20 protein-coding genes are annotated in these 24,652 nt (G+C 70.5%); 9 read left to right on the plus strand and 11 right to left on the minus strand.

What is annotated here, in order from left to right:
• Positions 1-63 precede the first annotated feature (63 nt).
• Both Ate02nite_RS18800 and Ate02nite_RS18805 read left to right on the plus strand, forming a co-directional pair.
• Positions 64-1,002, plus strand: coding sequence for an ATP-binding cassette domain-containing protein (locus Ate02nite_RS18800; RefSeq protein WP_203807242.1), 939 nt, complete (start codon positions 64-66; stop codon positions 1,000-1,002).
• Positions 999-1,787: an ABC transporter permease gene (locus tag Ate02nite_RS18805; protein WP_203807244.1), complete on the plus strand. Its 789-nt coding sequence runs from the start codon at positions 999-1,001 to the stop codon at positions 1,785-1,787. Before Ate02nite_RS18800 ends, Ate02nite_RS18805 begins: the two co-directional genes overlap by 4 nt.
• On the opposite strand, the gene Ate02nite_RS18810 is transcribed toward Ate02nite_RS18805, so the two are convergent.
• From Ate02nite_RS18810 to Ate02nite_RS18820, 3 genes are read right to left on the minus strand one after another with little or no spacing between them, the layout of a single operon-like run.
• A complete protein-coding gene (locus Ate02nite_RS18810; protein ID WP_203807246.1) occupies positions 1,713-4,796 on the minus strand; it encodes an ATP-binding protein in 3,084 nt (1,027 codons plus the stop codon). The genes Ate02nite_RS18805 and Ate02nite_RS18810 overlap by 75 nt on opposite strands.
• 51 nt (positions 4,797-4,847) lie before the next feature.
• Positions 4,848-7,223, minus strand: a complete 2,376-nt coding sequence (fxsT, locus tag Ate02nite_RS18815; protein WP_203807248.1) for an FxSxx-COOH system tetratricopeptide repeat protein — start codon at positions 7,221-7,223, stop codon at positions 4,848-4,850.
• A gap of 36 nt (positions 7,224-7,259) precedes the next feature.
• The gene (locus tag Ate02nite_RS18820) at positions 7,260-8,066 is read right to left on the minus strand and encodes an SDR family NAD(P)-dependent oxidoreductase (RefSeq protein WP_203807250.1); all 807 of its coding nucleotides are present in this window, start codon (positions 8,064-8,066) and stop codon (positions 7,260-7,262) included.
• Positions 8,067-8,187: 121 nt separating this feature from the next.
• On the opposite strand from Ate02nite_RS18820, the gene Ate02nite_RS18825 reads away from it, so the two are divergent.
• A complete protein-coding gene (locus tag Ate02nite_RS18825) occupies positions 8,188-9,060 on the plus strand; it encodes a helix-turn-helix transcriptional regulator (RefSeq protein WP_203807252.1) in 873 nt (290 codons plus the stop codon).
• On the opposite strand, the gene Ate02nite_RS18830 is transcribed toward Ate02nite_RS18825, so the two are convergent.
• Positions 8,990-10,150, minus strand: coding sequence for an MFS transporter (locus Ate02nite_RS18830; RefSeq protein ID WP_203807254.1), 1,161 nt, complete (start codon positions 10,148-10,150; stop codon positions 8,990-8,992). The genes Ate02nite_RS18825 and Ate02nite_RS18830 overlap by 71 nt on opposite strands.
• A gap of 69 nt (positions 10,151-10,219) precedes the next feature.
• Between Ate02nite_RS18830 and Ate02nite_RS18835 the strand changes: the two genes are divergently transcribed.
• Entirely contained in the window at positions 10,220-10,519 is a 300-nt protein-coding gene (locus Ate02nite_RS18835; protein WP_203807256.1) for a hypothetical protein, read from the plus strand.
• A gap of 47 nt (positions 10,520-10,566) precedes the next feature.
• Here the strand turns inward: Ate02nite_RS18835 and glnA are convergent, their stop codons facing one another.
• Positions 10,567-11,991, minus strand: a complete 1,425-nt coding sequence (gene glnA, locus Ate02nite_RS18840) for a type I glutamate--ammonia ligase (RefSeq protein WP_203807314.1) — start codon at positions 11,989-11,991, stop codon at positions 10,567-10,569.
• Positions 11,992-12,209: 218 nt separating this feature from the next.
• Here glnA and Ate02nite_RS18845 point away from each other — a divergent pair, with 218 nt between their 5' ends.
• Positions 12,210-12,611 (plus strand): RDD family protein, encoded by a 402-nt coding sequence (locus Ate02nite_RS18845; protein WP_203807258.1) that lies wholly within the window; start codon positions 12,210-12,212, stop codon positions 12,609-12,611.
• Positions 12,612-12,618: 7 nt separating this feature from the next.
• On the opposite strand, the gene Ate02nite_RS18850 is transcribed toward Ate02nite_RS18845, so the two are convergent.
• The gene (locus tag Ate02nite_RS18850) at positions 12,619-13,311 is read right to left on the minus strand and encodes a DUF4191 domain-containing protein (RefSeq protein ID WP_203807260.1); all 693 of its coding nucleotides are present in this window, start codon (positions 13,309-13,311) and stop codon (positions 12,619-12,621) included.
• Between the two features lie 161 nt (positions 13,312-13,472).
• Between Ate02nite_RS18850 and Ate02nite_RS18855 the strand changes: the two genes are divergently transcribed.
• Together Ate02nite_RS18855 and Ate02nite_RS18860 are read left to right on the plus strand one after the other, a co-directional pair.
• Positions 13,473-13,628, plus strand: a complete 156-nt coding sequence (locus tag Ate02nite_RS18855) for a hypothetical protein (RefSeq protein WP_203807262.1) — start codon at positions 13,473-13,475, stop codon at positions 13,626-13,628.
• 44 nt (positions 13,629-13,672) lie between these two features.
• A complete protein-coding gene (locus Ate02nite_RS18860; RefSeq protein ID WP_239147512.1) occupies positions 13,673-16,513 on the plus strand; it encodes a helix-turn-helix transcriptional regulator in 2,841 nt (946 codons plus the stop codon).
• A gap of 268 nt (positions 16,514-16,781) precedes the next feature.
• On the opposite strand, the gene Ate02nite_RS18865 is transcribed toward Ate02nite_RS18860, so the two are convergent.
• Together Ate02nite_RS18865 and lipA are read right to left on the minus strand one after the other, a co-directional pair.
• Positions 16,782-17,816 (minus strand): hypothetical protein, encoded by a 1,035-nt coding sequence (locus Ate02nite_RS18865; RefSeq protein WP_203807266.1) that lies wholly within the window; start codon positions 17,814-17,816, stop codon positions 16,782-16,784.
• A 351-nt stretch (positions 17,817-18,167) separates the two neighbouring features.
• Positions 18,168-19,064: a lipoyl synthase gene (gene lipA / locus Ate02nite_RS18870; protein WP_203807317.1), complete on the minus strand. Its 897-nt coding sequence runs from the start codon at positions 19,062-19,064 to the stop codon at positions 18,168-18,170.
• A 389-nt stretch (positions 19,065-19,453) separates the two neighbouring features.
• Here lipA and aspS point away from each other — a divergent pair, with 389 nt between their 5' ends.
• Both aspS and Ate02nite_RS18880 read left to right on the plus strand, forming a co-directional pair.
• A complete protein-coding gene (gene aspS, locus Ate02nite_RS18875) occupies positions 19,454-20,719 on the plus strand; it encodes an aspartate--tRNA(Asn) ligase (protein ID WP_203807268.1) in 1,266 nt (421 codons plus the stop codon).
• 17 nt (positions 20,720-20,736) lie between these two features.
• On the plus strand, positions 20,737-21,975 hold the full coding sequence (locus Ate02nite_RS18880) for a PQQ-binding-like beta-propeller repeat protein (RefSeq protein WP_203807270.1): 1,239 nt from the start codon (positions 20,737-20,739) through the stop codon (positions 21,973-21,975).
• Here Ate02nite_RS18880 and Ate02nite_RS18885 read toward each other — a convergent pair.
• The 3 genes from Ate02nite_RS18885 to Ate02nite_RS18895 are packed head-to-tail and all read right to left on the minus strand — an operon-like array spanning position 21,965 to position 24,652.
• Complete coding sequence (locus Ate02nite_RS18885; RefSeq protein ID WP_203807272.1) at positions 21,965-22,129, minus strand: peptide ABC transporter substrate-binding protein; 165 nt, start codon at positions 22,127-22,129, stop codon at positions 21,965-21,967. The genes Ate02nite_RS18880 and Ate02nite_RS18885 overlap by 11 nt on opposite strands.
• A complete protein-coding gene (gene lipB, locus Ate02nite_RS18890) occupies positions 22,129-22,764 on the minus strand; it encodes a lipoyl(octanoyl) transferase LipB (RefSeq protein ID WP_203807274.1) in 636 nt (211 codons plus the stop codon). Before lipB ends, Ate02nite_RS18885 begins: the two co-directional genes overlap by 1 nt.
• A 22-nt stretch (positions 22,765-22,786) precedes the next feature.
• On the minus strand, positions 22,787-24,652 hold the full coding sequence (locus tag Ate02nite_RS18895) for a DUF6311 domain-containing protein (RefSeq protein WP_203807276.1): 1,866 nt from the start codon (positions 24,650-24,652) through the stop codon (positions 22,787-22,789).

A 24,652-nucleotide genomic window follows, 5' to 3' on the forward strand; every position in this document is an offset into this window, starting at 1 on the left:
TCGCTGACATGGCGCGGCTGAAAATGTCAGCGCCATGTCAGCGGCTCGGGGCACGCTGCCCTCATGACTAATGCCATTGTCGCCGAGGGGCTGGTCAAACGCTTCGGCGAGACGATCGCCCTCGGCGGCGTCGATCTTGCCGTACGCGAGGGGACCGTCCTCGGCCTGCTGGGCCCGAACGGTGCCGGCAAGACCACCGCGGTCCGCGTGCTGGCCACTCTGATCCGGCCCGATGCCGGGCACGCCACCGTCGGTGGGTACGACGTGGTCCGCCAGGCCCATCAGGTCCGCACCCTGATCGGCCTCACCGGCCAGTACGCCTCGGTCGACGAAACCCTGACCGGGGTGGAAAATCTGCTGCTCATCGGCCGGCTGCTCGGCCTGTCCCGGCGCGACGCCCGGGCCCGCGCCCACGAACTGCTCGGCAAATTCCACCTGGACGACGCCGCCGACCGCGCGGCCGGCAAATACTCCGGCGGCATGCGGCGCCGCCTCGACCTGGCCGCCAGCCTGGTCGGCAACCCGCGACTGCTCTTCCTGGACGAGCCGACCACCGGCCTCGACCCGCGCAGCCGCAACGACATGTGGGACATCATCCGCGAGCTGGTCCGGGACGGCGTCACCGTGCTGCTCACCACGCAGTACCTGGACGAGGCCGACCAACTGGCCGACGAGATCGTGGTGATCGACCACGGCCTGGTCATCGCCACCGGTACATCGGACGAGCTCAAGTCGCGCACCGGAGCGCAGACGGTCACCGTACGCCCGGCCTTGGAATTTGATCTTGATGCCGTTGCCGCCCTGGTCGGCAGCATCGCGGCCGGCCCGGTCGACGTCCGCGGCCCGATCATCAGCGCCCCGGTCACCGACCCGACGTCGCTGGCCAAGCTGGTGCGGCGGCTCGACGAGAGCGGCCTCGCGGTCAGCGAGCTCGCGCTGCGCAGCCCCAGCCTCGACGAGGTTTTCCTGACCCTGACCGGCCACACCACGGAGGAATCATGACCGCCACCGTGGAAGCCCGGGTCAGCCCGATCGTGGCCGTGCGCAACACCGGCACGCTCGCCTGGCGCACCCTCGTGCAGATCAAGCACAACCCGTTCGAGCTGCTCGACTTCAGTGTCCAGCCGATCATGTTCCTGGTGCTGTTCACCTACGTCTTCGGCGGTGCCATCTCCGGCTCCACCGGGGACTATCTGACGTTCGGCCTGCCCGGCATCATCGTGCAGAACCTGCTGTTCGCCACCCTGAACACCGGCGTCGGCCTGAACACCGACATCAACAAGGGCGTCTTCGACCGGCTCCGGTCGCTGCCGATCTCCCGCTGGTCGCCGCTGGCCGGCCGGATCGTGGCCGACGTGATCAAGCAGGCCTGGGCGGTCACCCTGCTGCTGGTGGTCGGCACCATCCTCGGTTTCCGGATCGCCACCGGCCCGGCCGAGGTAATCGTCATGTACGCCCTGCTGCTGGTCTTCGCGTTCGCCACGTCCTGGATGTCGGTGCTGGTGGCGATGCTGGTCAGCGAGCCGGAGAAGGTGCAGATCTTCGGGTTCGTGCTGCTGTTCCCGCTCACCTTCGCCAGCAACGCGTTCGCGCCGACCGCCACCATGCCCGGCTGGCTGCAGGCCTGGGTCAAGGTCAATCCGGTTTCGATCCTGGCCGACGCGGTGCGCGGGCTGCTCAACGGCGGCCCGGTCGCCACCCCGGTCACCCAGTCACTGATCTGGGCGGCGATCCTGCTCGTCGCCTTCGGACCGCTGTCCGTCTGGGCCTTCCGCCGCCGGGTCTAGCAGGTCTTTCACCTCGGCCGGGGTGATCCCGGCCGCCCGCCGGTAGGCCGTCTCGTAGCCCGCGTCGCCCAGTGCGGCGCGGGCCTCGAACGTGATCCGCTCGGTGTCCGGCACCGTCCGGTCCCGCCCGCCGCGCACCGCGTCGGCCGCGCCCAGCAGGAACGCGGCCCGGTCCGGATCACCCGTGCGCATGGCGAGGTCAGCCAGCCCGATCACCGCCATCGCGATCACCGGGGCGTCCCGGGCGTCGACCGCGATCCGCACCGCCTCCGCGTGGTAGCGGCCGGCCAGCTCCAGGTTGCCGGCCGCGGCCTCGATCAGGCCCTGGGTGCTGCGGGTCATCGACCCGAACTGCGGGGCGAACGACGGGTTCGACAGCATCTCGGCCGACCGCCCGATCATCTCCCGGGCCACCTCCAGATCGCCCTCCAGCCGGGCGATGGTGGCGTAGCCGTACTGCACCGAGGCCAGCACGTCGGGCAGGCCGATCTCCTCGGCCTCCTCCCAGGACTGCTTCAGCACCCGCCGCGCCTCGTCGTGTTCGCCCGCCAAATACAGCTGGTGGGCCATCTTCACCTCCAGCTGCGGCAGGTCCTCCCGGATGCCGACCTCGCGGACCAGCGCCATCGCCTCCCGCTGCAACCGCACCCCCTGGGCGAAGTCGCCGTCGGCGGAGACCAGGTCGCCGAGCGCGCTCAGCGTGAAACCGATGCCCCAGCGCTCGCCGACCGACCGGAACCCGGCCAGGGCGTCCCGCATCTCGGCGATCACCGACTCACCGCTGTACCCGAAGTTCAGCCGCAGATGGCCCACGATCATCTTGGCCGAGGCCCGCAGCCACGGATCCGGGTCCTCGAACAGCGGCTCGACCGCGCGGAACCCGGACTCCGGATCGAAGTTGTCGAAGATGGCGGCCAGCGGCCGCAGCAGCCGCAACGCCGGATGTGCGGCGTCCGGCCCGGCGCCGCTCGCCTCGGCCAGCCGGAAATGCTCCTGCACCGCCTCGATCGACAGGGCACCCTCCAGCCCGTTGATCGACGCGAACGTGTGGGTGAGCGCCACGTCCTCCCGGTCGGCCTCGCCGGTCATGGCGGCCACCTCGGCGGACAGGCCCGCGCCCTCCATCCGGTGCCCGCGCAACCACCAGTACCAGCCCAGCCGGGCCACGAACGCGGCCGCGGTGGCCTTGTCGCCGGCGTCGATCGCGGCCCGGGTGGAGGCGTGGAAGTTGTCGTGCTCGTCGGAGATCCGGCGCAACCAGACCAGCTGGTCGGCGGTGCGCAGCCGGGGCTCGGCCGCGGTGGCCAGCGCCAGCAACCAGCCGGCCAGGGCCATCCGCTGGGACTCGCTCTCGCCCGCCTCGGCCAGCCGTTCCAGCCCGTACTCCCGGATCGTCTCCAGCATCCGGTAGCGGCCGTCCGGGCCCAGCACCAGCAGGGATTTGTCCACCAGCGCGCCGATCAGGTCGGGATCGGCGTCGCAGACCTGCTCGGCCGCGGCCACATCGGCGCCGCCGTGGAACATCGCAAACCGGCGCCACAGCCGCCGCTCGGCTTCGCCGAGCAGATCCCAGCTCCAATCGACCACGGCCCGCAGCGTCTGGTGCCGGGGGAGTGCGGTCCGGCTACCGCCGGTGAGCAGGCGGAACCGGTCGGCCAGGCGGTCGGCCAGCACGGTGACGGGGAGCGTACGCAAGCGGGCCGCGGCCAGCTCGATCGCCAGCGGCATACCGTCCAGGGCCCGGCAGATCCGGCTCACCGGCTCGACGTTGTCGCTGGTGAGCAGGGTCGCGGGGGCGCGATCCAGCAGAAGGCGTACGGCCGGGAAAGCCATCGCCGTCGCGGCATCCGCACCCACCGGGGGGAGAGCCAGCGGCTCGACCGGATGAAGTCGTTCGCCCGGAATCGCCAGCGGTTCCCGGCTGGTGGTCAGCAGCCGCAGCCCCGGCGCGGCCCGCAGCAGGGTGTCGGCCAGCTCGGCGGCCGCCCCGATCAGATGCTCGCAGTTGTCCAGGATCAGCAGCATCTCCCGGCCGGCCAGCGCCTCGGCCAGCCGTTCGCTAGCCGACAGGGCCGGGCCCGGCCTTGTCGGCCCGATCAGCACCTGCCCGCGCAGCCGCAACGCGGTCTGCACGGCATGCGGCACCTCGGCCGGGTCGGTCACCGGCGCCAGCTCGACCCGCCACACCTCACCCGGCACCCGCGAGCCGACCTCGACCGACAGCCGGGTCTTGCCGTTGCCGCCCGGCCCCAGCAGGGTGACCAGGCGGTGGTTCGCGAGCAGCGCGCAGACCGCCTTCACGTCGTTCTCCCGGCCGACGAAGCTGCTCACCTCGGCCGGCAGATTGCCCTTCGGGGCGGCCCGGAGCAGGTCCAGGTGGAGTTCGGCCAGCTCCGGGGAGGGATCGGTGCCGAGCTGGTCGGCCAGCCGTTTTCTTACGGTTTCGAAGACCTCCAGCGCTCGGCCCGGGTTGCCCTGGTCGCGCAGCGCCCGCATCAGCAGCGCCGCCAGCGGCTCGTCCAGCGGGTGCTGGGCTACCAGACCCTCCAGCTCGGGGACGGCGTCGGGCTGGGCGGCCAGCTTGCGGCGCAGCGCATTCAGCCGCAGCTCCTCCAGGCGCCGGGCGTCACCCCGCGCCACCTCGGGGAAATCGAGGTCGCCGCGCCACAGCTTGAGGGCTTCTTCGGGGCTGTCTTGGGCCAGCTTTATGAATCTATTTACGTCGATGTTCTCGGCGTCGATGACCAGGCGGTAGCCGTTCGCGGCGGCCTCGACGGTGAGCTCCGGGGCGGTGCGGCGCAGGCGGGAGACCAGCGCTTGCAGCGCATTCCCGGCCGCCTGCGGCGGCTCGTCATCCCAGACCCCGTCGATGAGACGCCCGGCGGTGACCACCCGGTTGGCGTCGAGGGCAAGAAGAAGCAGGAGGGTACGCAGGCGGGCGCCCGCCACCGGCACCGAGTCTCCGGTGCCGGAGCGCAGCTCAACCGTCCCGAGCACCGCAATCTCCACCCGTACGATTCTGCCTGCTCTGTCGAACGCGATTCGACCCGCCGCGGGTATCTAGGTGGGCTCTTTGCGCTGACGCCGCCGGACTTCGTCTTCGAGTTCTTGCGCCCGCTCGTTCTCACCCAGCCGGCGGAGCACGATGGCGAGACCTTCGGCCGAAGAGAGTGTGCTGGGGTGGTCGTCGCCGAGGATTCGTCGGCGACGGGCGAGGGTGTCCATGTGCAGGTCTCGTGCTTGCTCATCTTCCCCCAAGCAGCTTAGGGCGTCGGCGAAGTTGTTCGCCGATGAGAGTGTGCTGGGGTGGTCGTCGCCGAGGATTCGTCGGCGACGGGCGAGGGTGTCCATGTGCAGGTCACGTGCTTGCACGTCTTCCCCTATCCAGCTTTGGAGGCTGGCGACGTTGTTCGCCGATTGGAGTGTGCTGGGGTGGTCGTCGCCGAGGATTAGTCGACGACGGGCTAGCGTGTCCTCGCCCAACTTACGAGCCCGCTCGTATTCCCCCAACTTACGCAATTCGACGGCCACGTTGTTGGCTGCGGTGAGCGTAAAGGGATGGTCGTCGCCCATAGTTTGTCGATAGCGGGCGAGCATGACTTCGTTCAGGTTTCGTGCCTGCTCGTGTTCTTCCAACTCGCCCAGGACGTTGGCGAGGATGATGCCCGCGACGAGCGTGTTGGGATGGTTGTCGCCGAAGCGGTTCTGGCTCAGCTGGTATGAGCGTTCGGCGAGTGGCAGTGCGGTCCCGGAGTCGCCCCGGGTGTTCAGATATGAAGCGGCCCCGTTGAGCAGCGCCACAACATCGTCGGCTACCTGATTGAGAGATCGGGTGGAGTCGGTGACGACAAGCACGTGCGGAAGCAGGCGCTGCCATGCTGGCCAGGTCGGCGGGTTTTCCCACGGGTCGGGCGGGCGCCCGGCGGTGACAAGGCGTACCGCCAACCCCGGCCAACCCTCGTCGTCGCGAGAGCCATCGCGCAGCAGTGTCGCCGGAACGCGATGCAACAGCAGGCCGTCGGCGTTGACCCCGGCTATCCCGCGGCGACGCAGCAGCCTGGTCACCGCCGCCAGCCGCAGCGGATCAGCGGCCACCTCCGTCAGCGGTGGCGGCAGCAGGTCGGCGTGTTCGGACACCAGTGTCCTGGGCACCGGTTCCGGCGCCAGCCACGCCAGCAGCGTCACCAACTGCAGGGCAGCCGGGTCATCGATGGCCAACTGGTCGAACGCCACCGCCCAGGAGGCCGCTACCGACGTCGGATACAAGCTGCCCAGCACCTGTCCGAGCGCTTCGGTGCTGCGTTGCTCCACCAGGTCCAGGTACGTGTCGGCATTTAGGCCGGTGTCGGCCAGCAACCCGGCCGCCTGGTCGACCGCCAATGGCAGATCGCCGAGGACCTCGGCGATCCGATCGGCGTCCCGATCGGACAGCTGAGGCAGGCCGGCCTGCAGCAACGCAACCGACTCCGGTCGAGCGAAGATATCCACCTCGACCGGAACAGCCAGCCGGGACCAGTCCGGGTTTCGCGAGGTGATCAGCACGTGCCCGCCGCCGCCGGGAAGGAAGCGGCGCAGCGCCTGGGGGTCCTCGGCGTTGTCGAACACCAGCAGCCACCGATTCCGGCTCTGGAAAGTCCCCAGTAGTCGGGCGACCGCTGTGTCGGCCGGCTCCGCGGTGCCCGCCAGGCCGAGGGCCTTGGCCAGCCCGGCCAGCTGCTCCGGTATCAGCTCCGGGTCCTCGGCGGCCACCCACCACGCGACGTCGTAGGCATCGGCGTGCCGATGGGCGTACTCGATCGCTGTGGTTGTCTTTCCGACCCCGCCCATGCCGTGCATGGCGTGCACGACCGCCGCGCCCCGCGTGCCCAGCGCCTTTTCCAGCGCGGCGAGCAGACCGGCGCGGCCGGTGAACAACCCCGACCGCGCCGGAACGTTTCGCACCTGCCGCACCTGGGTCCGCGGCATCCTGGTCAGCGCGTGCAGCAGCGCCGTCTCCAGCTCTTCCGGGCTGCTCACGGTGGCTGCGGTGATGCCGCTGTCGCGTAACCGGGAGCGGAAGGCTTCCTGCTTGTCGGCGTACCGTAAATCGGTGAAAAGGTCTCGGGGGCCGTGCATGTCCTCCGCCAGGAGGAAGACCAACCGGGGTTTGCCCAGCTCGCCGGCCGTGAGAAATTCCAATTCGGTGTAGGACACCTCGGGTTGATCGCGCACCGGTGAGCCGTAGCGGAAGCCGGCGATCAGCGCATAGACGTCGGCGGCCGCGACCGCCTCCCGGCAGACCTGGGCCGGCGGGAGGTCCTGCGCGGAGAAGTAGGCCATGTCGGTGATCGCGTCGCCCGCCCGGTTCACCGCCGCCTCGGCCGCTGCCACAAAGGACTTCGGCTCCGGCAGCCGCCGCAGCTCCGAGGTGTGCGACAGAAACACCCGCAAGGTCACCCGGCCGACGCTACGGGGGCACCCGGCAAGATCGCATCAGACGTCCGTCGTAAAGGTCAGCTCGCGGCCGGCCTCGACGTCACCCGTCAGGGAGTCGACCCGAGCCTTGGCCAGGCCGTAGGAATCCGAGCCGAGCAGCTGGTGCAGGGGTGCGTTGCCGGTGACCGCGACCTGGATGATCGCGGCCGCGACCTTCACCGGGTCGCCGAGCTGGGTGCCCGGCATGGCCAGGTGCGCCTCGGTCATCTCGCGGATCGCGCCGTAACCGTCGATGGTCCTCGCCGGCAGGCCGAGCGAATGGGCGCGCAGGAAGTCGGTACGGGTGTAGCCCGGCTCGACCAGGTTGACCTGGATGCCGTCGAGCTCGGCCGCCAGCGACTCGGTCAGTCCTTCCAGGGCGTACTTGGCGGCGCAGTACAGGCCCCAGCCGGGAAACGCGGTCAGACCGAGGATCGACGAGACGTTGATGATGTGGCCGCTCCGGCGTTCCCGGAACGACGGCAGGACGGCGCGCAGCACGTTCCAGACGCCGAAGACCTGCACGTCGAACATCTGCCGGGCCTCGGCGTCGCTCACCTCCTCGACCGCGCCGAGAAAGCCGTAGCCGGCGTTGTTCACGACCACGTCGATCGGGCCGTACCGGTCCTCGGTCGCGCGGACTGCCTTGATGACGGCCTGCTCGTCGGTGAGATCCAGCTGGAGGGTGCCGGGCCGGTCCGCGGTCCGGCTGGTCGCGGCCACGTTGTCGCCCCGCTCGCGGAGCTGATCGACCAGCTCGCGGCCGAGGCCGCGGGAGGTGCCGGTGACGAACCAGGTGGCCGGGCGGTCGGTGGGATATGTCATGCGTCAATGCTGCTTCCGGAGTTTGCCCGGGCACATGGTCGAGCAGGCCCAGCCGTACCGGGGAACGGCATGCCCACCCAACGCCTACCCGCAGCCCGGTCCGCAGGCGGACCATTGAGGTGTGAACCTCGGCGACTTCCTGCGCAAATGCCGGGCCGACCTGAGCCCCGCGGCGGTCGGCATCGACGGTTACCAGCCCGGCCGGCGGGTCCGCGGGCTGCGCCGGGAGGAGGTCGCCCAGCTCGCCGGGGTGAGCGTCGACTACTACACCCGGTTGGAGCAGGGCCGGCACACCAGCCCGTCCGCCGCGGTGATCGACGCGCTGGCGCGTGTCTTCCAGCTCGACGCGGCCGCCCGGGCCCATCTGGCCGATCTGGCCCACCCCACCCGGCGCCGTGTCTCCCCGGCCCCGGCCCAGCGGGTCCGCCCGGCGATGCAGCAGCTGGTCGCGTCGCTGACCGAGCACCCGGCGCTGATCCTGGGCCGCCGCACCGACATCCTGGCGTCGAACGCGCTGGCCCGAGCCCTGATGACTCGGGAGCGCAACTACGCCCGCTGGATCTTTCTCGACCCGGCCGCCCGGGAGATCTTCCTGGACTGGCCGACGGTGGCGGCCGAGGTGGTCGGCACGCTCCGCCTCTACGCGGGCCGCAACCCCGACGACGACCGGCTCGATCAGCTGGTCGAAGAGCTGACCACCAAGAATCCAGATTTCCGTACGTGGTGGAGCGGTCACCAGGTGCACGAGCGGACGAACGGCACCAAACGTATGACGCACCCGGCCGTCGGCCCGATCACCCTGCGATACGAGGCCCTGGCCCTGCCCGGCGACGACGAGCAGGTGCTGTTCCTCTACCACCCCGACCCGGGCAGCAGCTCGCACGACAACCTGCGCCTGCTCGCCCTGCTGACCGCGGCCGGGCCTAACCAGGCCGGCGGCGGGGCTCGCTCAGCAGGATCAGCAGAGCCACGGCGGTCAGCAGAGCGGCCGTGAGGAAAGTGCTGCGCACGCCCGTGTGGGCCAGCAGGATGCTGCCGATCAGGGCGCCGGAGGCGATGCCGACGTTGAACATGGCCGAGAAGACCGCCGAGGCCATGTCGGTGCTGCCCGGGGCGACCTGCAGCACCCGGCTCTGGAAGGTGGCCGGGATCTGCGGCATGGCGAAGCCCCACACGGCGACGCAGGCCACCGTCGCGGCCTGGCCGGTGCCGAACAGGTAGAGGGCCAGCAGTGTGGCGGTCAGGATCGCGAGCGGGGCCAGCATGGCGGCCCGGGGCGCCCGGTCGGCCAGGGCGCCGCCGGCGGCCACCCCACCCAGGCCGGCCAGCCCGTAGACCAGCAGGAGCAGGCTGACGGACTCCGGGCCGAAGCCGCTGACCTCGGTGAGGAACGGAGAGATGTACGTGTACGCGGCGAACACGCCGGTGATCGCCACCGCCGTGGCGGCCACGATGGTCCAGTAACGACGGGCGTCCGGAGCGGATCCGGTGGCCGCGTGACCTCCGTCCGGAGAGGACGTCGGCATCAGCAGCGCGACCCCTGCCAGCGACAGCAGGCCGAGCCCGGCGACGGCGAGAAACGCGGTGCGCCAGCTGGTTTGCTGGCCGAGCCAGGTAGCGGTCGGTACGCCGAGGACCGAGGCCAGCGACCCGCCGCCGATCAGGGCGGCAGTCACCCGTCCCCGCACCTGCGGCGAGAACAGCGCGGCCGCGGCCGGCGGGGCGACCGCCCAGAACACCGCCTGCGCCAGCGCGGTGACGACCCGCCCGCCCAGCAGAGTCCAGTAGCCGCCGGTCACCGACACGCAGGTAGCCGCGACGAAGACGGCCAGCAGTCCGGCGATCAGGTGCCGGCGCGGAATCCGGCGAACCAGGTGGGTGAGCGGCAGCGAGACGATCGCCACGGTGACCCCGTACCCGGTGACCAGCAGCCCCGCGGTCGATTCGGAAACCCCGATGTCATCCGCGATCACCGACAGCAGCCCGACCGGCAACATCTCCACCGTGAAGAACGCAAACCCGGCCAGCATCAGAGCCGCCAGCGCGACCACGCTGCGCCGCCCCGTGGCCGTCTGGTTGATCACCAGGCCAGCCTAGGTCCCCGGCATAGCCATTTTGCCGTGCCCGCAACGCCCGCCTGGGAGGATGCGGACATGCGCGCACGAATCGACCACCGCGGCCTCTACATCGATCTAATCCCCGACGACGCCCAGCTGCTGGGCCTGGTCCGGGCGGTCCGGGCCGCCGGCCTGGCCACGATGCAGATCGAGCAGACCACCGACGACAACGGCCTGGCGGTAAGCATCCCGCTGCCCGAGGGCGCTTTCGCCGCCGCAACCTTCGCCGCGATGCTGCTGATAGTCGCCGAGGTAGACAACCGCCCAGCCGCCGCCCTGCTGGACGACTTCCGAGCCCGAACAGGCTTCGACCAGAAGCTCTACCAGCAGCAATAAGAAACGGCGGCCGCGCCAAGCGCGACCGCCGTTCTAGTTACGTCAGGTCAGACGTTGTAGTACATCTCGAACTCGTGGGGGGTGGGGCGCAGGCGGACCGGGTCGATCTCGTTTACGCGCTTCCACTCGATCCAGGTTTCGATCAGGTCGGGGGTGAAGACACCGCCGGCCGTCAGGAACTCGTGGTCGGACTCCAGGGAGTTGAGCACTGCGTCCAGGGAACCCGGGACCTGCTTGACGCTGCCCCACTCCTCCGGGGGCAGGTCGTACAGGTCCTTGTCGATCGGGGCCGGGGGCTCGATCTTGTTCTTGATGCCGTCCAGGCCGGCCATCAGCTGGGCGGCGAACGACAGGTACGGGTTGGACGACGGGTCCGGTACGCGGAACTCGACGCGCTTGGCCTTCGGGTTGCTTCCCGTTACCGGGATGCGGGTGCAGGCCGAGCGGTTGCGCTGGCTGTAGACCAGGTTGACCGGGGCCTCGTAGCCGGGCACCAGGCGCCGGTACGAGTTGACGGTCGGGTTGGTGAACGCCAGGAGCGAAGGCGCGTGGTGCAGCAGGCCACCGATGTACCAGCGGGCCGTGTCGGACAGGCCGGCGTAGCCGGTCTCGTCGTAGAACAGCGGCTCGCCGTTCATCCACAGGCTCTGGTGGGTGTGCATGCCCGAGCCGTTGTCGCCGAAGAGCGGCTTCGGCATGAACGTCGCGGTCTTGCCGTGCTCCCAGGCAGTGTTCTTGATGATGTACTTGAACATCTGCATCTGGTCGCCGGCGTGCAGCAGGGTCGAGAACTTGTAGTTGATCTCGGCCTGACCGGCGGTGCCGACCTCGTGGTGCGAGCGCTCGACGGTGAAGCCGGCGTCCAGCAGCCGGCGGACCATGAAGTCGCGCAGGTCGCTGTAGTGGTCGAGCGGGGCCACCGGGAAGTAGCCGCCCTTGTACGCGGTCTTGTAACCGCGGTTGCCGCCCTCTTCCTCCTTGCCGGAGTTCCAGGCGCCCTCGATCGAGTCGATGTGGTAGAACGCCTCGTTCGCAGCGGTGGAGTGGCGGATCGAGTCGAAGATGTAGAACTCCGCCTCGGCACCGAAGTACGCGGTGTCGGCGATGCCGGAGGAGGCCAGGTAGGTCTCCGCCTTCTTCGCCACGTTGCGCGGGTCACGCGAGTAGGCCTCACGCGTGAACGGGTCGTGGATGAAGAAGTTCAGCGCCAGCGTCTTCTGCCCGCGGAACGGGTCGATGAAGGCGGTGTTGACGTCCGGCAGGAGCATCATGTCTGACTCGTGGATGGCCTGGAACCCGCGGATCGAGGATCCGTCGAAGGCGAGACCGTCGGTGACGACACTGTCGTCGAACGACTCGACCGGCATGTTGAAGTGCTGCATGACGCCGGGCAGGTCACAGAACCGTACGTCGACGAATTTGACGTCCTCGTCCTTGAGGTATCGCAGGAGTTCCTCGGGATTGGCGAACAACACGTCCTCCTGGCACATGATTTCGATACCGGGGCGGCGTGGATCCGCCGCGTGGCTAGGCTGGTCGCGACGCTATGGGTACGGAGTTGCCCAGCCGTATCCTCATTGTTTCCTTCGTGTTACGGCGCCTGTGAGTAAGCCCCGACACACGCGAGGCTATCGCGGTGGCGAGTGCCCGCGCGCCCGGTCGCCGAAACCGCCCCGGTTACGCTGACGCCATGGCAACGACCAGCGACCAGCCGCCGGCCCCCGATCTGGCCCGGGCCGAGGTGGCCTCGTTCGGGCGACGGTTCATCGGGCTGCTGATCGACTGGGCGGCCTGCTCGCTTGTCGCCAGCTTCCTGGTCGACGACCTGCGCACCAACCCCTGGCCGCAGCTCGGGGTCTTCGTGCTGGCCCACGCGTTCTTCGTCGGACTCTTCGGACAGACGCTGGGCATGGCGGTGGCCCGGATCCGGTGCGTCTCCATCGCGGACGGTGGCGCGATCGGCATCCCCCGCGCGCTGCTGCGTGGCGTGCTGCTGGCGCTGGTGATCCCCGCGGTGATCTCCGATGGGGACGGTCGTGGAGTGCACGACCGGGCCGCCGGGTCGGTCATGGCGGCCGTACCGCGCGGTTAGTCCTTTTTCAGCGTTGACGCTGCTGGCGGAACGCGCCCTTGGACGGCCGCATGTTCTTCGGGATCGCGCCTTTTGGCATCTGCGGGCGGGCCATCAGGGCGCCGAGCCGCTTGTCGAGGGCGTTGACGTCCTTGCCGGTCATGTTGCGCGGCAGGCGCATCAGGGTGGAACGCAGCTTGCGGATCGACAGCTCTTTTTCGTCGGTGCCGATCACGAAGTCGTAGAGCGGGGCGTTGCCGATGACCTTCGACAGGCGCTTCTTCTCCTGGCCGAGCAGGCCGCGCACCCGCTGCGGGTTGCCCTCGCCGAGCAGGATGACGCCGGGACGGCCGATCACCACGTGCACCATGTCGAACTGGGTGGTCGAGCTGGCGGCCGGGCGAACCCGCCAGTCACCGCGCATGTTCTCGATCAGGCTGGCGGCGGCGCCGGGCTGGCCCTCGGCCGCGTTCATCATCGCGGTGTTGGAGCGCAGGTTGAGCACGATCACGGCGGCCAGCAGCGTGAGCATGACCCCGATCGGGATCCAGATGTAGCCACCGGTCAGGAGAACGACGAGCACGGTGAGCGCGGCCGGGATCAGAACCGCCGCGACCAGCAGCGGGATGAACCACTTGTCCTGCTTCGCCGTGAACGAGAACACCTGGCCGATCTGCTTCAGGCGCTCGCCGAACGACACCTTCTCCTGGGGTTTTGCCATAACCCGGAAGTGTAGTGGTGCGGCGGTGCCTTACGCGGGGCGGGCGGGTCTTGTAAGGCGGGTTGGGGGTCAAGATGAGGAGTGTTCCCCATGTGGCGGGGGTGCCTTCGGGCGAAGAGTCATCGTCAATGGCTCTTCGAAAGGTGCCCAAGATGTTTCCGATGTCCGACCCGTCCATCCAGCTCGATATCCACCGCCAGCGGGTGGCCGAGATGATTCGTGAGGCCGGTGAGCACTCGCTGGCCCGCACCACCGCGTCCGGCGGACGGCATAGCCGGCATCGCCGGTTCCGCTGGAGAGGTATCCGCACCCCATGAACGGGGGCCGATTTCTGTCGTACCCCCGTGACATGCTCGACCCCATGACAGCGCACGTGCACAGCGAGGTTCTGGTGGGCCGCGAGGCCGACCTCACCCTGCTGCGCGATGCGCTGAAACGGGCACGCAGCGCCGAGCCGTCCACCCTCCTGGTGGGCGGCGAGGCCGGGGTCGGCAAGACCCGCCTGGTCGAGGAGTTCTGCCGCACCCTGGCCGGCGAGCAGGTCCGGGTGCTCACCGGGCAATGCCTCGAGCTCGGCGAGGAAGGCCTGCCGTTCGCGCCGTTCGCGGCCGCGGTCCGGGCTCTGGTCCGCGCCGAGGGCCCGGCCGTCCTGGATGGCCGGGAGCGGGAGTTCGCCCGGCTGCTGCCCGAGCTGGGTCCGCCCGGCGACGCCCGGCGCGGGCTGCTCTTCGAGTCGGTCGGCGCGCTGTTCGAGCGAGTCGGCGCCGACCAGCCGATCGTTCTGGTCCTCGAAGACCTGCACTGGGCCGACCGGGCCACCCGCGACCTGATCGGCTACCTGACCCGTTCCGCCCGGGTGCCGCAGCTGCTGCTGATCGGCACCTACCGCACGGATGAATTGCAACGGGGGCATCCGCTGCGGCCGTTCCTGGCCGAGCTCGATCGGGTTCGTGGCGTCCAACGGCACGAGCTCGACCGGCTCGACCGGGAGGGCACCGCCGAACTGCTCACCCAGCTTCTCGGCGTCGAGCCGGGCGCCAGCACGGTCGACGCGGTCAACGAGCGCGCCCAGGGCAACCCGTTCTTCATCGAGCAGTTCGCGGCGGCCGCCGACCCGGCCTGCGGCGACATCCCGACCAGCCTGCGCGACCTGCTGCTGTCCCGGGTCGACCTGCTGCCCGAGCCCGCCCAGCGGGTGCTGCGGGTGGCGGCGGTGGGCGGCACCCGGTTCGGGCACGAACTCCTCGCCCGGGTGGCCGGCATCGACGAGGGTGCGCTCGAGTCGGCGCTGCGCACGATCGTCGCGGCCCAGCTGATCGTGTTCGACCCCGACGGGGGCTACGAGTTCCGGCACGCCCTGGTCCGCGAGGCCGTGCACGACGACCTGCTGCCCGGTGAGCACGCCCGGCTGCACGGCCGCTACGCCGAGGCGATCGAGGCCGAACCGCAGCTGGTGCCGGCCGGCCGCGCCCCCGCCGAGCTGGCCCACCACTGGCTCGCCGCCCGCGATCATCCAAAGGCACTGACGGCGGCCAAGCTCGCTGCCGACGCCGCCGGCCGCTCCTTCGCGTACGGGGAACAGGCTCGCCTTCTTGAGCGGGTCCTCGAGTTGTGGGAAGACGTGCCGCAGGCCGGAGACCTGCTCGGGATCGAGCACCTCGACCTCCTCGAGGAAGCGGCGCTGGTCGCGATCGACTCGGGTGACCACCATCGGGCGCTGTCGCTGACCCGGGCGGCGCTCGGCGACCTCGACGCCGAGGGCTCGCCCCTGCGCGCGGCCCGGCTGTTGTTGCGCCGGGTCAAACTGCTGCGCAACGCCGGCAAGAGCGACGGCGCGCCCGAGTGCGCCGAGGCCTACCGGCTGCTCGGGGTCGCGCCGCCCGGGGCCGAGCGGGTGCGGTTGCTGGCCGACCTGGTGTACGTCTACGCGAGCATCGACCCGGAGCAGGCCGGCCGGGTGGCGCTGGAGGCGCAGGCGGCCGCGGTTTCGGAGACCCCGGTCGACCTTTCGGCGATCGTGGCGGTCGAGGTGGCGCACGGCGCCGTGTGTTCCGGGCGGCTGTCGCCGGCCGACGCGATGCCGACCCTTCAGGCGGCCGCCGACCGCGCCCGTGCCGCCGGTGACGTCTCCGGTCTTACCTACGCGCTGGTCACCATCTCCGACGCGCTGTACGCGCTGGGCCACTACGAGGAGTCCGCCGCCGCGGCCGCCGAGGGGGTGCCGCACGCCGACCGGGTCGGGGTCAGCCGCACCACCGGCGTGTTCCTGCGGGCCAACCACGCCGAGGCGCTGATCGCGCTGGGCCGCTGGGACGAGGCCGACGCACGCCTGGCCGAGGCCGCCCGGCACGATCCGCCGGGCCGGCTCGCCCTGCCGTGGGTGCGGCAGCGGGCCTGGCTGCGGCTGGCCCGGGGGCAGGACGGCGCCGAGCCGCTGGTGCGGCAGGCCGCGATGTGGCTGGGCAAGGCCTACCTGCAGGCGGAGAACCGGCTCTACCTGCTCGAACTGCACATTCTGCGCGCGCTGGCTGCACGCGACCTGGACGCGGCGGTGACGGTGGCCCGCACGGCGGTGGCCGAGCCGTGCGTGTTCGAGCAGCCTCGATATTCGTGGCCGCTGCTGGCGTCAGCGGCCCGGGCCGCCGCATCAGCCGGCGACTCGGAGCTGGTTTCGTCGATTTTGACGGTGGCCGCGCGGGTGCCTGCCCGGCATCCGGCCGAGCTGGCCTACGCGACCTATGTGCGGGCGGTGCTGGAGGGCGGGGTCTCGCGGTGGCGGGCCGCGGTCGAGGCGTGGCGGGCCGATGGTCATCGGTATGAGCTGGCGCTCGCGCTGCTTGGCCTCGCAGAGGCCCAGGCCGCTGATCGGGGGGCCGCGGCCGAGACGCTCGGCGAGGTCAGCAGTCTTGCCGAGGCGCTCGGTGCCGGGCCGCTGCTGGAGGCGGCCGACACGCTGGGGCGGCGGCTGGGGGTGCGGGCGGCGGTTTCGACGGTGGCCGGCGCGGCGGTGCTGACGGCGCGGGAGCGCGAGGTGCTGCGGCTGGTGGCGGAGGGCCAGAGCAACAGCCGGATCGCCACCAGCCTGTACATCTCCCCGAAGACCGCCAGCGTCCACGTCTCCCGCATCATCGCCAAGCTCGAGGTCGCCAACCGGACGGAAGCGGCCGCAGTAGCCCATCGTCTCGGCTTGCTGTCGGACTGAGCGAGGGTTTGGTCGCCTGGCCGGGGTTGGTCGCCCGGCCTGGCCGGGTTGGTCGCTGGGCCCGGGTTGGTCGCTGGGCCGCGCTGAGGCTGGTCGCCTGGCCGGTTTGGCCGTTGGGCCCGGGTTGGTCGCCGGGCCGCGCTGAAGTTGGTCGCTGGGCTGGGTTGGTCGCCGGGCCTGGCCGGGGTCGGTCGCCTGGCCGGGTTGGGGAGGCGGGTCGGGTTGGGGAGGCGGGTCGGGTTGGGGAGGCGGGTCGGCCTTGCGTTGGTCAGGCGGGCTGGCGGTTCAGGCGGACCAGCCAGGTGATGGCGGCGGCGCCGGTGGCGATCATCAGTAGGCCCATGATGATCGCGATGATGCTGGTGGTGCCCATGCCCTTGTCGGAGATGTTGGAGTCGGCGGTGGCCAGGGCGGCGGGGTTGGTGGAGAACGCCGGGCTGGGGGACTCGTAGGGGCTGGGCGAGGTCGACGCCGAGGGGGAGGCCGACGTCGCTGCCGTGGCGGACGGGGTAGCGGTCGGCGTGGTGGGCTGGGTCGGCAGCGGAGCCGCGGTGATGGGGGACGACGTCGGGGCCGCGGTCGCGCAGTCGGTGGTGGGGGCGCGCCAGGTCGCTATGCGGGTCGTGTAGCTGCTGTCGCGGATGGTTAGGGTGCCGCCCTTGGCCGTCGTCAGGGTGGTGGTCGCGCCGGGGGAGAGGCGGATCCGGCGGGAGTCGGTCACGAAGACGGCTGGGATGGTGCCGGTGTTGGACAGCCGGGCCGTGAAGGTGCCGTCGCAGGCGTTGGTGATGGTTACCGCGGGGCGGGCGGCGCAGGTGGTGGAGCCGCCGGCGTACCAGGCCAGGGGGCCGGTCGAGCGGGCCGACGCGCCCAGCTTGGTGCTGCCGTAGAGGGACTTCGTGCTGGTCGCCTCGGTCTGGACCGTGCTGCCGAAGAATGCCTCGACCTGGGTGTAGCAGGCGGGGACGGCGACCTTGAGGGTCACGCTGCGGTTCGTCGCGGTGATCGTGGCCTGGGCGCTGTCGTAGATGAACTGGCCGGACGCCGAGTTGAGGGCGCCGGTCGTGTAGGAGGCCAGGGTGAAAGTCTGGGACTGGCCGGAGCAGAGCGGGCGGATAGCGGTGATCGTCGTGGTGCCGGCCGCGCCGTTGAAGCTGTGCCGGTAAGTAGCAGCGGCAGGGGAGACGCAGGCAGTGGCGGGCGCGGCCAGGGCCGCAGCGGGCGCGGCCAGGGCCGCTGCGGGAGCGGCAAGGCCCAGCGTGGTGGCGACCAGGCCGGACAGGATCAGCAAAAACCGACGCACGGGCGCGCCCCCAAGAATGGTGCCTGGGGGCGGTCTCACCACTGACTCACCGGGCCGTGTGACGGTGACCGATTGTTGCTCGGCCCGGGTCTGCATCTCCCCGCCGGGGCGATTTGCCCTGACTGATCAAGGTTAAGGCGGACAAATAGGCATCGCCAATGGGCGGAACGGTCAGGTTACGGTGGGCCTGGCCACGGCCATCAGGCCTGGCCATGGCGATGCCCCGGCCACCGGGCCTGGCCACGGCTGCCAGGCCTGGCCACGGCCGATTCCCCGGTCACCGGGCCGAGACGCGGCGATGCCCCGGCCAACTGGGGCCGGGGCATCGCGAAAGTGGAAGGAGCGAGAGGGTCAGCCTCGGGCGTCCAGCGCCTGGCGGTAAAGGCGGCCTGCGCGGTAGGAGGAGCGGACCAGGGGGCCGCTCATTACGCCGGCGAAGCCGATCTGCTCGGCCTCCTCGCGGAGCTCGACGAACTCCTCCGGCTTTACCCAGCGCTCTACCGGGTGGTGCCGCGGGGTCGGGCGCAGGTACTGCGTGATGGTGATCAGTTCGCAGCCGGCGCCGTGCAGGTCGCGCAAGGCCTGGGAGATCTCGGCGCGCTCCTCGCCCATGCCCAGGATCAGGTTGCTCTTGGTGACCAAGCCGGCCGCGCGGGCCTGGGTGATCACGTCCAGCGAGCGTTCGTAGCGGAAGCCGGGGCGGATGCGCTTGAAGATGCGCGGGACCGTCTCGACGTTGTGCGCCAGCACCTCGGGTGCGGCGCCGAAGACCTCGGCCAGCTGGGTCGGGTCGGCGTTGAAGTCGGGGATCAGCAGCTCGACGCCGCAACCGGGCTGGAGCTTGTGGATCTGGCGGACCGTCTCGGCGTAGAGCCAGGCGCCGCCATCCGGCAGGTCGTCGCGGGCCACGCCGGTGACCGTCGCGTAGCGCAGGCCCATCGTGGCGACCGACTCGCCGACCCGGCGGGGCTCGTCGGCGTCGAACTCGGCCGGCTTACCGGTGTCGATCTGGCAGAAGTCGCAGCGCCGGGTGCACTGGTCGCCGCCGATCAGGAAGGTGGCCTCGCGGTCTTCCCAGCACTCGTAGATGTTGGGGCAGCCAGCCTCCTGGCAGACCGTGTGCAGGCCTTCCTTCTGGACCAGGCCCCGCATCTGGGTATATTCCGGGCCCATCTTGGCTTTGACCTTGATCCACGGAGGTTTCCGCTCGATGGGAGTTTCGGCGTTGCGCGCTTCGATGCGCAGCATGCGGCGGCCCTCGGGAGCAATAGTCACAGCCCCGAGATTACGCCTGAATAGGCCTCCGCCTAGACAGGGGCGACGAGGCTCACGTGGCAGTTGGTGTGACCGCGGTCACGAGTCGGGAGCTAATTAGCTTTCTCCCAGGGGACACGTGCTGTTAACGTCCGGCGACGGCAGTGACGGAACCGAGTAACGCCCCGCAACGCCGGCCGAGAGAGCCACCACAAGCTGTGAAGGTGGCCCGTGCGCCGGGGCGTGAAGACACTCCCGAGCCGAGCACGAAAAGAGGCGCCCCCGCCGAAAAACCGGGGGCGTGAAGGTGTGGTGGCACCGCGAGGATCCCGCTCGCCCACACCTCCCTGGGGCCGCGTTGCAGACCCAGAGGAGGAAAAGCCATGCAACGCATCCTCTCCACCCAACTGGCCCAGCACATCGGCGAGACCGTGACGGTCGCCGGCTGGATCCATCGCCGCCGGCTGCTCAAGTCGGTGGCCTTCCTGATCGTCCGGGACGCCGAAGGGCTGAGCCAGGTCGTCGTCGAGGAACCGGCGACCCGAACCCAGCTGGACGAACTCACCGAGGAGAGCGTCGTCGAGGTGACCGCCACGGTCACCCGCAACGAGCAGGCCCCGGGCGGCGTCGAGCTGACCGGTCCGAGCATCCGGGTTCTCTCTGCGGTCGACGTACCGCTGCCGTTCGAATTGCATCGGCCCGCGCTGAGCGCGAGCCTGCCCACCCAGCTGGACCACGCGGCCTTGGCCTTGCGTCACCCTTCGCGGCGCGCCGCCCTCCAGGTCGCGGCCGCGGCAACAGCAGGCTTCCGTACGGCGTTGAGCGAACAACGGTTCGTCGAGATCCAGACGCCCAAGATCGTCGGATCGTCCACCGAGTCGGGCGCCAGCGTGTTCGGCATCGACTACTTCGGACGCCCGGCCTACCTGGCGCAGTCGCCGCAGTTCTACAAGCAGTTGATGGTCGGCGTCTTCGAGCGGGTCTTCGAGGTGGGCCCGGTGTTCCGCGCCGAACCCAGCGACACCGCCCGTCACCTGGCCCAATACACGTCGCTGGACGCCGAGATGGGGTTCGTGACCGACCACCGCGACGTGATGGCCGCGCTGACCCGCACGCTGAGCGTGATGATCGCGACCGTCGCGGCCCGTACCGGAGTGGCGACCCCGAAGGTGCTGCCGGAGATTCCGGCGGTGTCGTTCGCCGAGGCGCTGCGGATCGCCGGAGCGGCCGACGGCGAGGAGGACCTGGCCCCGGCGCACGAGCGGGCGCTGGGCGAGTGGGCGCTGCGCGAGCACGACTCCGAATTCCTGTACGTGACCGGCTACCCGATGCGGAAGCGGCCGTTCTACACCCACCCCGACCCGGCTTCCCCGGCGTACTCAAACGGCTTTGACCTGCTCTTTCGGGGTTTGGAAATCGTGACCGGCGGACAGCGGCTGCATCGGTACGAGGACTACGTCGCGGCCCTGGCGGCGGCCGGCGAGCCGTTGGAGCCCTATCGCGGTTATCTGGACGGGTTCCGGTACGGGATGCCGCCGCACGGCGGGTGGGCGATCGGCCTGGAGCGTTTCGTGGCCCGGCTGCTCGGCATCGCCAACGTGCGCGAGGCCACCGCGTTCCCGCGCGACCTGCACCGCATCACGCCTTAACCGCAGTTTGACGCCGGATGGGATCGACTGACGGCGTGCTCATCGATCTCGATGCGATACCGGCCCCGGCCCGACGGCGGCCGTGGCCGGTCAGACGGCTGCTGAAGCCCGCGGCGCTGGCGGCGCTGCTCCTGCTGGTCATCGGCGGGGCGGCGTCGCCGGCGCACGCCCGGGTGATTGCCAAGGTCGCCGATACCGGCGGCACGTCGGTCTCGACCCAGCTGCTCACGCCGACCGCGCTCTACACGGCGCATCTGCAGGGCGGGGTGGACCGCAGCGTGGTCGAGGCCGTCCCGTTGGTCCCGGGTGGTCCCCGCTGGCGGGTGACGATCGGCGCGGACCGGCCGAGCCTGTCCCTGAACGACGCCGGGACAACGCTTGTGGTGTGGCCGGGCCAGCAGGGTCAGATCACGTTCCTGGACGCGCGGACCGGGAAGTTGCGCTGGCGCATCGGAGACTTCGCGGTGGCCAAGCTGCTCGGCGACCGGGTCGTCTACTGGGACCCGGCCATCGCCGAGGGGGTCGAGGCGCCGCCGGAGTGGGTGCGGATGGCGGAGGTCGACACCGGCCGGGTGCTCTGGAAGCAGTCGGCGCAGCCGATGGCGCTGGACGTCGACGAGCGGCGGCAGCTGGTGCTCTCGGTCGACCAGGACGGGATCGGGGCGGTCTACTCCGTGGCCGACGGTCATGCCCTGGCCGGCGGGCGGAACCTGGGAGTCGATCCCTACGAGTGGGGGATCCTCGACGACCAGGGCGCCAGCACCACCGAGATCATCGGGGACAACCTCTATGTGCACTCGCAGACGTCCGTGGCGGCCTTCCGGCTGCGGGATCTGAAGCCGCTGTGGCGTGCCCCGGTCTACGACCCGCAGGTCATCGACGGCTGCGGCCCGATGGTCTGCGTCGCCGGGCCGCGCGGGCTGATCGCGTTCGAGCCGGCGACCGGCAAGATCGGCTGGTCGAATGCGGGGTGGCGGTCGATCACCCCGGACGGCCTCGCGGTGGCCGGCGACTTCACCGCCGTCCGGCTCGACCCGGCGACCGGCCGGGTCGTCGAGAAGCTCGGCCGGGGCGGGGTGATCGGCGACCTGCTCATGCGGTACGACCGGGATCGCACCTGGGTGACCCGGTTGGCCGACGGGGAGATCATCGGCGTGCTGCCGCTGATCGGCCCGACCCCGTGCGAGACGGCCGGCCCCTACCTGGCCTGCTCGACGGCCGGCCAGACGGTGACGGTGTGGAACGTCAGGCGATGACCGCGATGGTCACCGCCGCGACGATGGCCAGCGGGATCACCGTCATGCAGAGGAAGATGGTCCAGGCGATGGGATGGCCGAAGTTGAGGGCCACCCCGCCGCCCTTCTTGGGCACGAACACCCGCTTGTCGCGCGGATCGCGGTAGAGGGCCATCAGAGCAGCGTCGGCAGGTGCTTCTCGAGCACCGGCAGGACCTCGGCCACGGTGACCTCGCGGCCCAACTCGGCGCTGAGCGAGGTGACGCCGGCGTCGCGGATGCCGCAGGGGACGAACCGGTCGTACGCCGTCAGGTCGCAGTCGCAGTTCAGGGCGAAGCCGTGCTGGGTGACGCCGCGCGCGACCCGGATGCCGATCGCCGCGATCTTGCGGTCGGGGCCGCGCTCGTCGGCCAGCACCCAGGCGCCGCTGCGACCGGCGATCTCGGACCGGGCGGCGGTCACGCCGAACTCGGCGCACACGTCGATCAGCATCTGCTCGGTGCGCCGCACGTAGGCGACCACGTCGATCGGGTCGGGCAGGCGCAGGATCGGGTAACCGACCAGCTGGCCCGGCCCGTGCCAGGTGATCTTGCCGCCGCGGTCGACGTCGACGACCGGGGTGCCGTCCATCGGGCGGTCGGCCGGCTCGGTGCGCTTGCCGGCGGTGAAGACGCTGGGGTGCTCCAGCAGCAGGACGGTGTCGGGCTGGTCGCCCGCCACCACGGCGTCGTGCAGGCGGCGCTGCTCGTCCCAGGCCTCGCGGTAGTCGACCAGGCCGGAACGCAGCACGGTGAGCGTGGAGGTTGTCACGTGCTCCACCCTAACTCCGCCCTTACCGGTCGACCGGATCCGTGCCGGGCCTGATGCGCCACACCAGCACGTCGTCGACCCGCTCGGGCTCGCCGAGCAGATCGGTCGCGACGATCTCCAGGGCCGCCCGGTACAGCGGACCGGTCGGGCCGGTGATGGTCGGCGGCAGGAAGAGCGCGTCGATGTCCCAGTACTGCAGGTCGGCGCGGGCGTAGGCGCGGTCGGCGTTGCTCACCTGGGTGATGTGGCCGTACAGCGCGGCCCGCAGGAACAGCCAGTCGGTGCGCCGGGGCACCGCCCCGATCCGGCCCTTGCCCTCGGCGCCGTCCAGGTCGGGGCCGAGGAAGTAGCCGTCCGGGATCAGGAACTGCCGGCCACCCCGGGCCATCGTGTAAGCCTGCCAGCGCTGCCCGTCGGCGGCCACGTTGATCGCGAACGGGAGGGCGGACAGGGTGCCGCCGTCCGGCACGTACTGCTCCCAGGTGCCGTTGGCGATGAAGGCCGGCTCCGGCGCCCGCTCGCGGTAGACCAGGGGCAGCGGGAAGATCGGGATCAGCGCGAACGCGAACGCCGTCGCGAACGCGGTGTGCGCCGGATGCGGCACCACGGTGCGGTCCAGCAGCGTGTCGGCGGTCAGCGCCAGGACGATTCCGATCACCCCGACCAGCACCAGCGCGAAACGCAACGGCAGAGCCGAATCAAACAACGGCCAAGACTGGATCAACGCGTACGGGAGGGGAATGTCGGTCTCGTCGCCCATGAAGTTCAACCGTGGCCCGAGCGACAGCAGCAGGAACGCCACGCCGACCACGGTCACCGCGCGCAGGGTGACCCGGCGTCCCGGATCGGCGCGCCGCCACAGCATGATCAGCGACGCGATGACCAGGACCATCAGCGGCATCCCGAAGAACGAGGTCGCCTCGGTCGGGTTGGGGGCCAGGTCGCTGCCGAGGCCCACCGTGGCCGCCAGGCTGCGCTCCGAGAACGAGAAGTACGACCCCAGGTCCTCGGCGTAGTGCCGCTGGTTGAAGCCGGTGCCCTTGAACGTCTGCGGGCCGGCGAAGTGCATGTGCAACGGGTACGCCAGGAGGGCACCGGCCACCACCGCGGTCACCCCGAGCGCGGCCAGCACGGTGGGCAGCGCGGCCCGCGCCTCCGGCCAGGTGGTGCGGGACAGCGACCAGACGATCAGGAACACGCCACCGGCCAGCGCGGTGAAGAACAGGCCCTCGGCGGCGATCGTGAAGAAACCGCCGAGCAGGACTCCGAGGATCGCGCCGTTGCGCAGCCAGTGGCCCTTCTCGCGCAACTTCAGCAGTCGCCACAGCACCACCGGGGCGATCCAGCCGGACGTCCAGTTCAGGTGGCCGTTGGCGTGCGAGACGAAACCCGGGGCGAAGCCGCAGAACAGCCCGGCGACCGCGGCCGAGACCCGGTTGTGGGTCAGCCAGCGGTTGAGGAACAGGTACCACGCGAAGGCGGACCCGGCCAGGTTGAGCGTCAGGATCGTCACGAACGTGACCTGCGGGCCGGCCAGCACGGTCAGCGGGGCGAACAGGATCGCGAAGACCGTGATCGAGGTGTTCGCCGCCAGGTTGACCCCGAGCGGGGTGTTCATCAGCGTGGTGAAGAACGGGTCGCCGCCGTCCCGCAGCAGGTGCACGCCGTAGGACAGCACCCACTCGAAGAAGGCCTGATCGCCGACGTTGTCGGCGATCACGTTGGTGTATGGCTGCTGCCACAGCCCGTGGGTCACGTAGACCGCCATGGCCAGCGCGGCCACCGCGACGAACGCGTGGGAGCGCAGCCTCCGCACCACCGTGCGGGCCGCGAAGGGCGGCGTCGGCTGTTCTTCTTCGGACGCGGAGGTGGGAGCTGCGACGGACAT

The sequence above is a fragment of the Paractinoplanes tereljensis genome (assembly GCF_016862435.1).
GTDB lineage: Bacteria > Actinomycetota > Actinomycetes > Mycobacteriales > Micromonosporaceae > Actinoplanes > Actinoplanes tereljensis.

Coding starts and splice junctions, on each gene's coding strand:
- Ate02nite_RS18850 (WP_203807260.1), bottom strand. CDS start 13,311: ATGGCAAAACCCCAGGAGAAGGTGTCGTTCGGCGAGCGCCTGAAGCAG.
- Ate02nite_RS18880 (WP_203807270.1), top strand. CDS start 20,737: ATGGGATCGACTGACGGCGTGCTCATCGATCTCGATGCGATACCGGCC.
- Ate02nite_RS18895 (WP_203807276.1), bottom strand. CDS start 24,652: ATGTCCGTCGCAGCTCCCACCTCCGCGTCCGAAGAAGAACAGCCGACG.
- Ate02nite_RS18885 (WP_203807272.1), bottom strand. CDS start 22,129: ATGGCCCTCTACCGCGATCCGCGCGACAAGCGGGTGTTCGTGCCCAAG.
- Ate02nite_RS18800 (WP_203807242.1), top strand. CDS start 64: ATGACTAATGCCATTGTCGCCGAGGGGCTGGTCAAACGCTTCGGCGAG.
- aspS (WP_203807268.1), top strand. CDS start 19,454: ATGCAACGCATCCTCTCCACCCAACTGGCCCAGCACATCGGCGAGACC.
- Ate02nite_RS18855 (WP_203807262.1), top strand. CDS start 13,473: ATGTCCGACCCGTCCATCCAGCTCGATATCCACCGCCAGCGGGTGGCC.
- Ate02nite_RS18835 (WP_203807256.1), top strand. CDS start 10,220: ATGCGCGCACGAATCGACCACCGCGGCCTCTACATCGATCTAATCCCC.
- Ate02nite_RS18845 (WP_203807258.1), top strand. CDS start 12,210: ATGGCAACGACCAGCGACCAGCCGCCGGCCCCCGATCTGGCCCGGGCC.
- Ate02nite_RS18820 (WP_203807250.1), bottom strand. CDS start 8,066: ATGACATATCCCACCGACCGCCCGGCCACCTGGTTCGTCACCGGCACC.
- Ate02nite_RS18860 (WP_239147512.1), top strand. CDS start 13,673: ATGACAGCGCACGTGCACAGCGAGGTTCTGGTGGGCCGCGAGGCCGAC.
- Ate02nite_RS18805 (WP_203807244.1), top strand. CDS start 999: ATGACCGCCACCGTGGAAGCCCGGGTCAGCCCGATCGTGGCCGTGCGC.
- lipA (WP_203807317.1), bottom strand. CDS start 19,064: ATGCTGCGCATCGAAGCGCGCAACGCCGAAACTCCCATCGAGCGGAAA.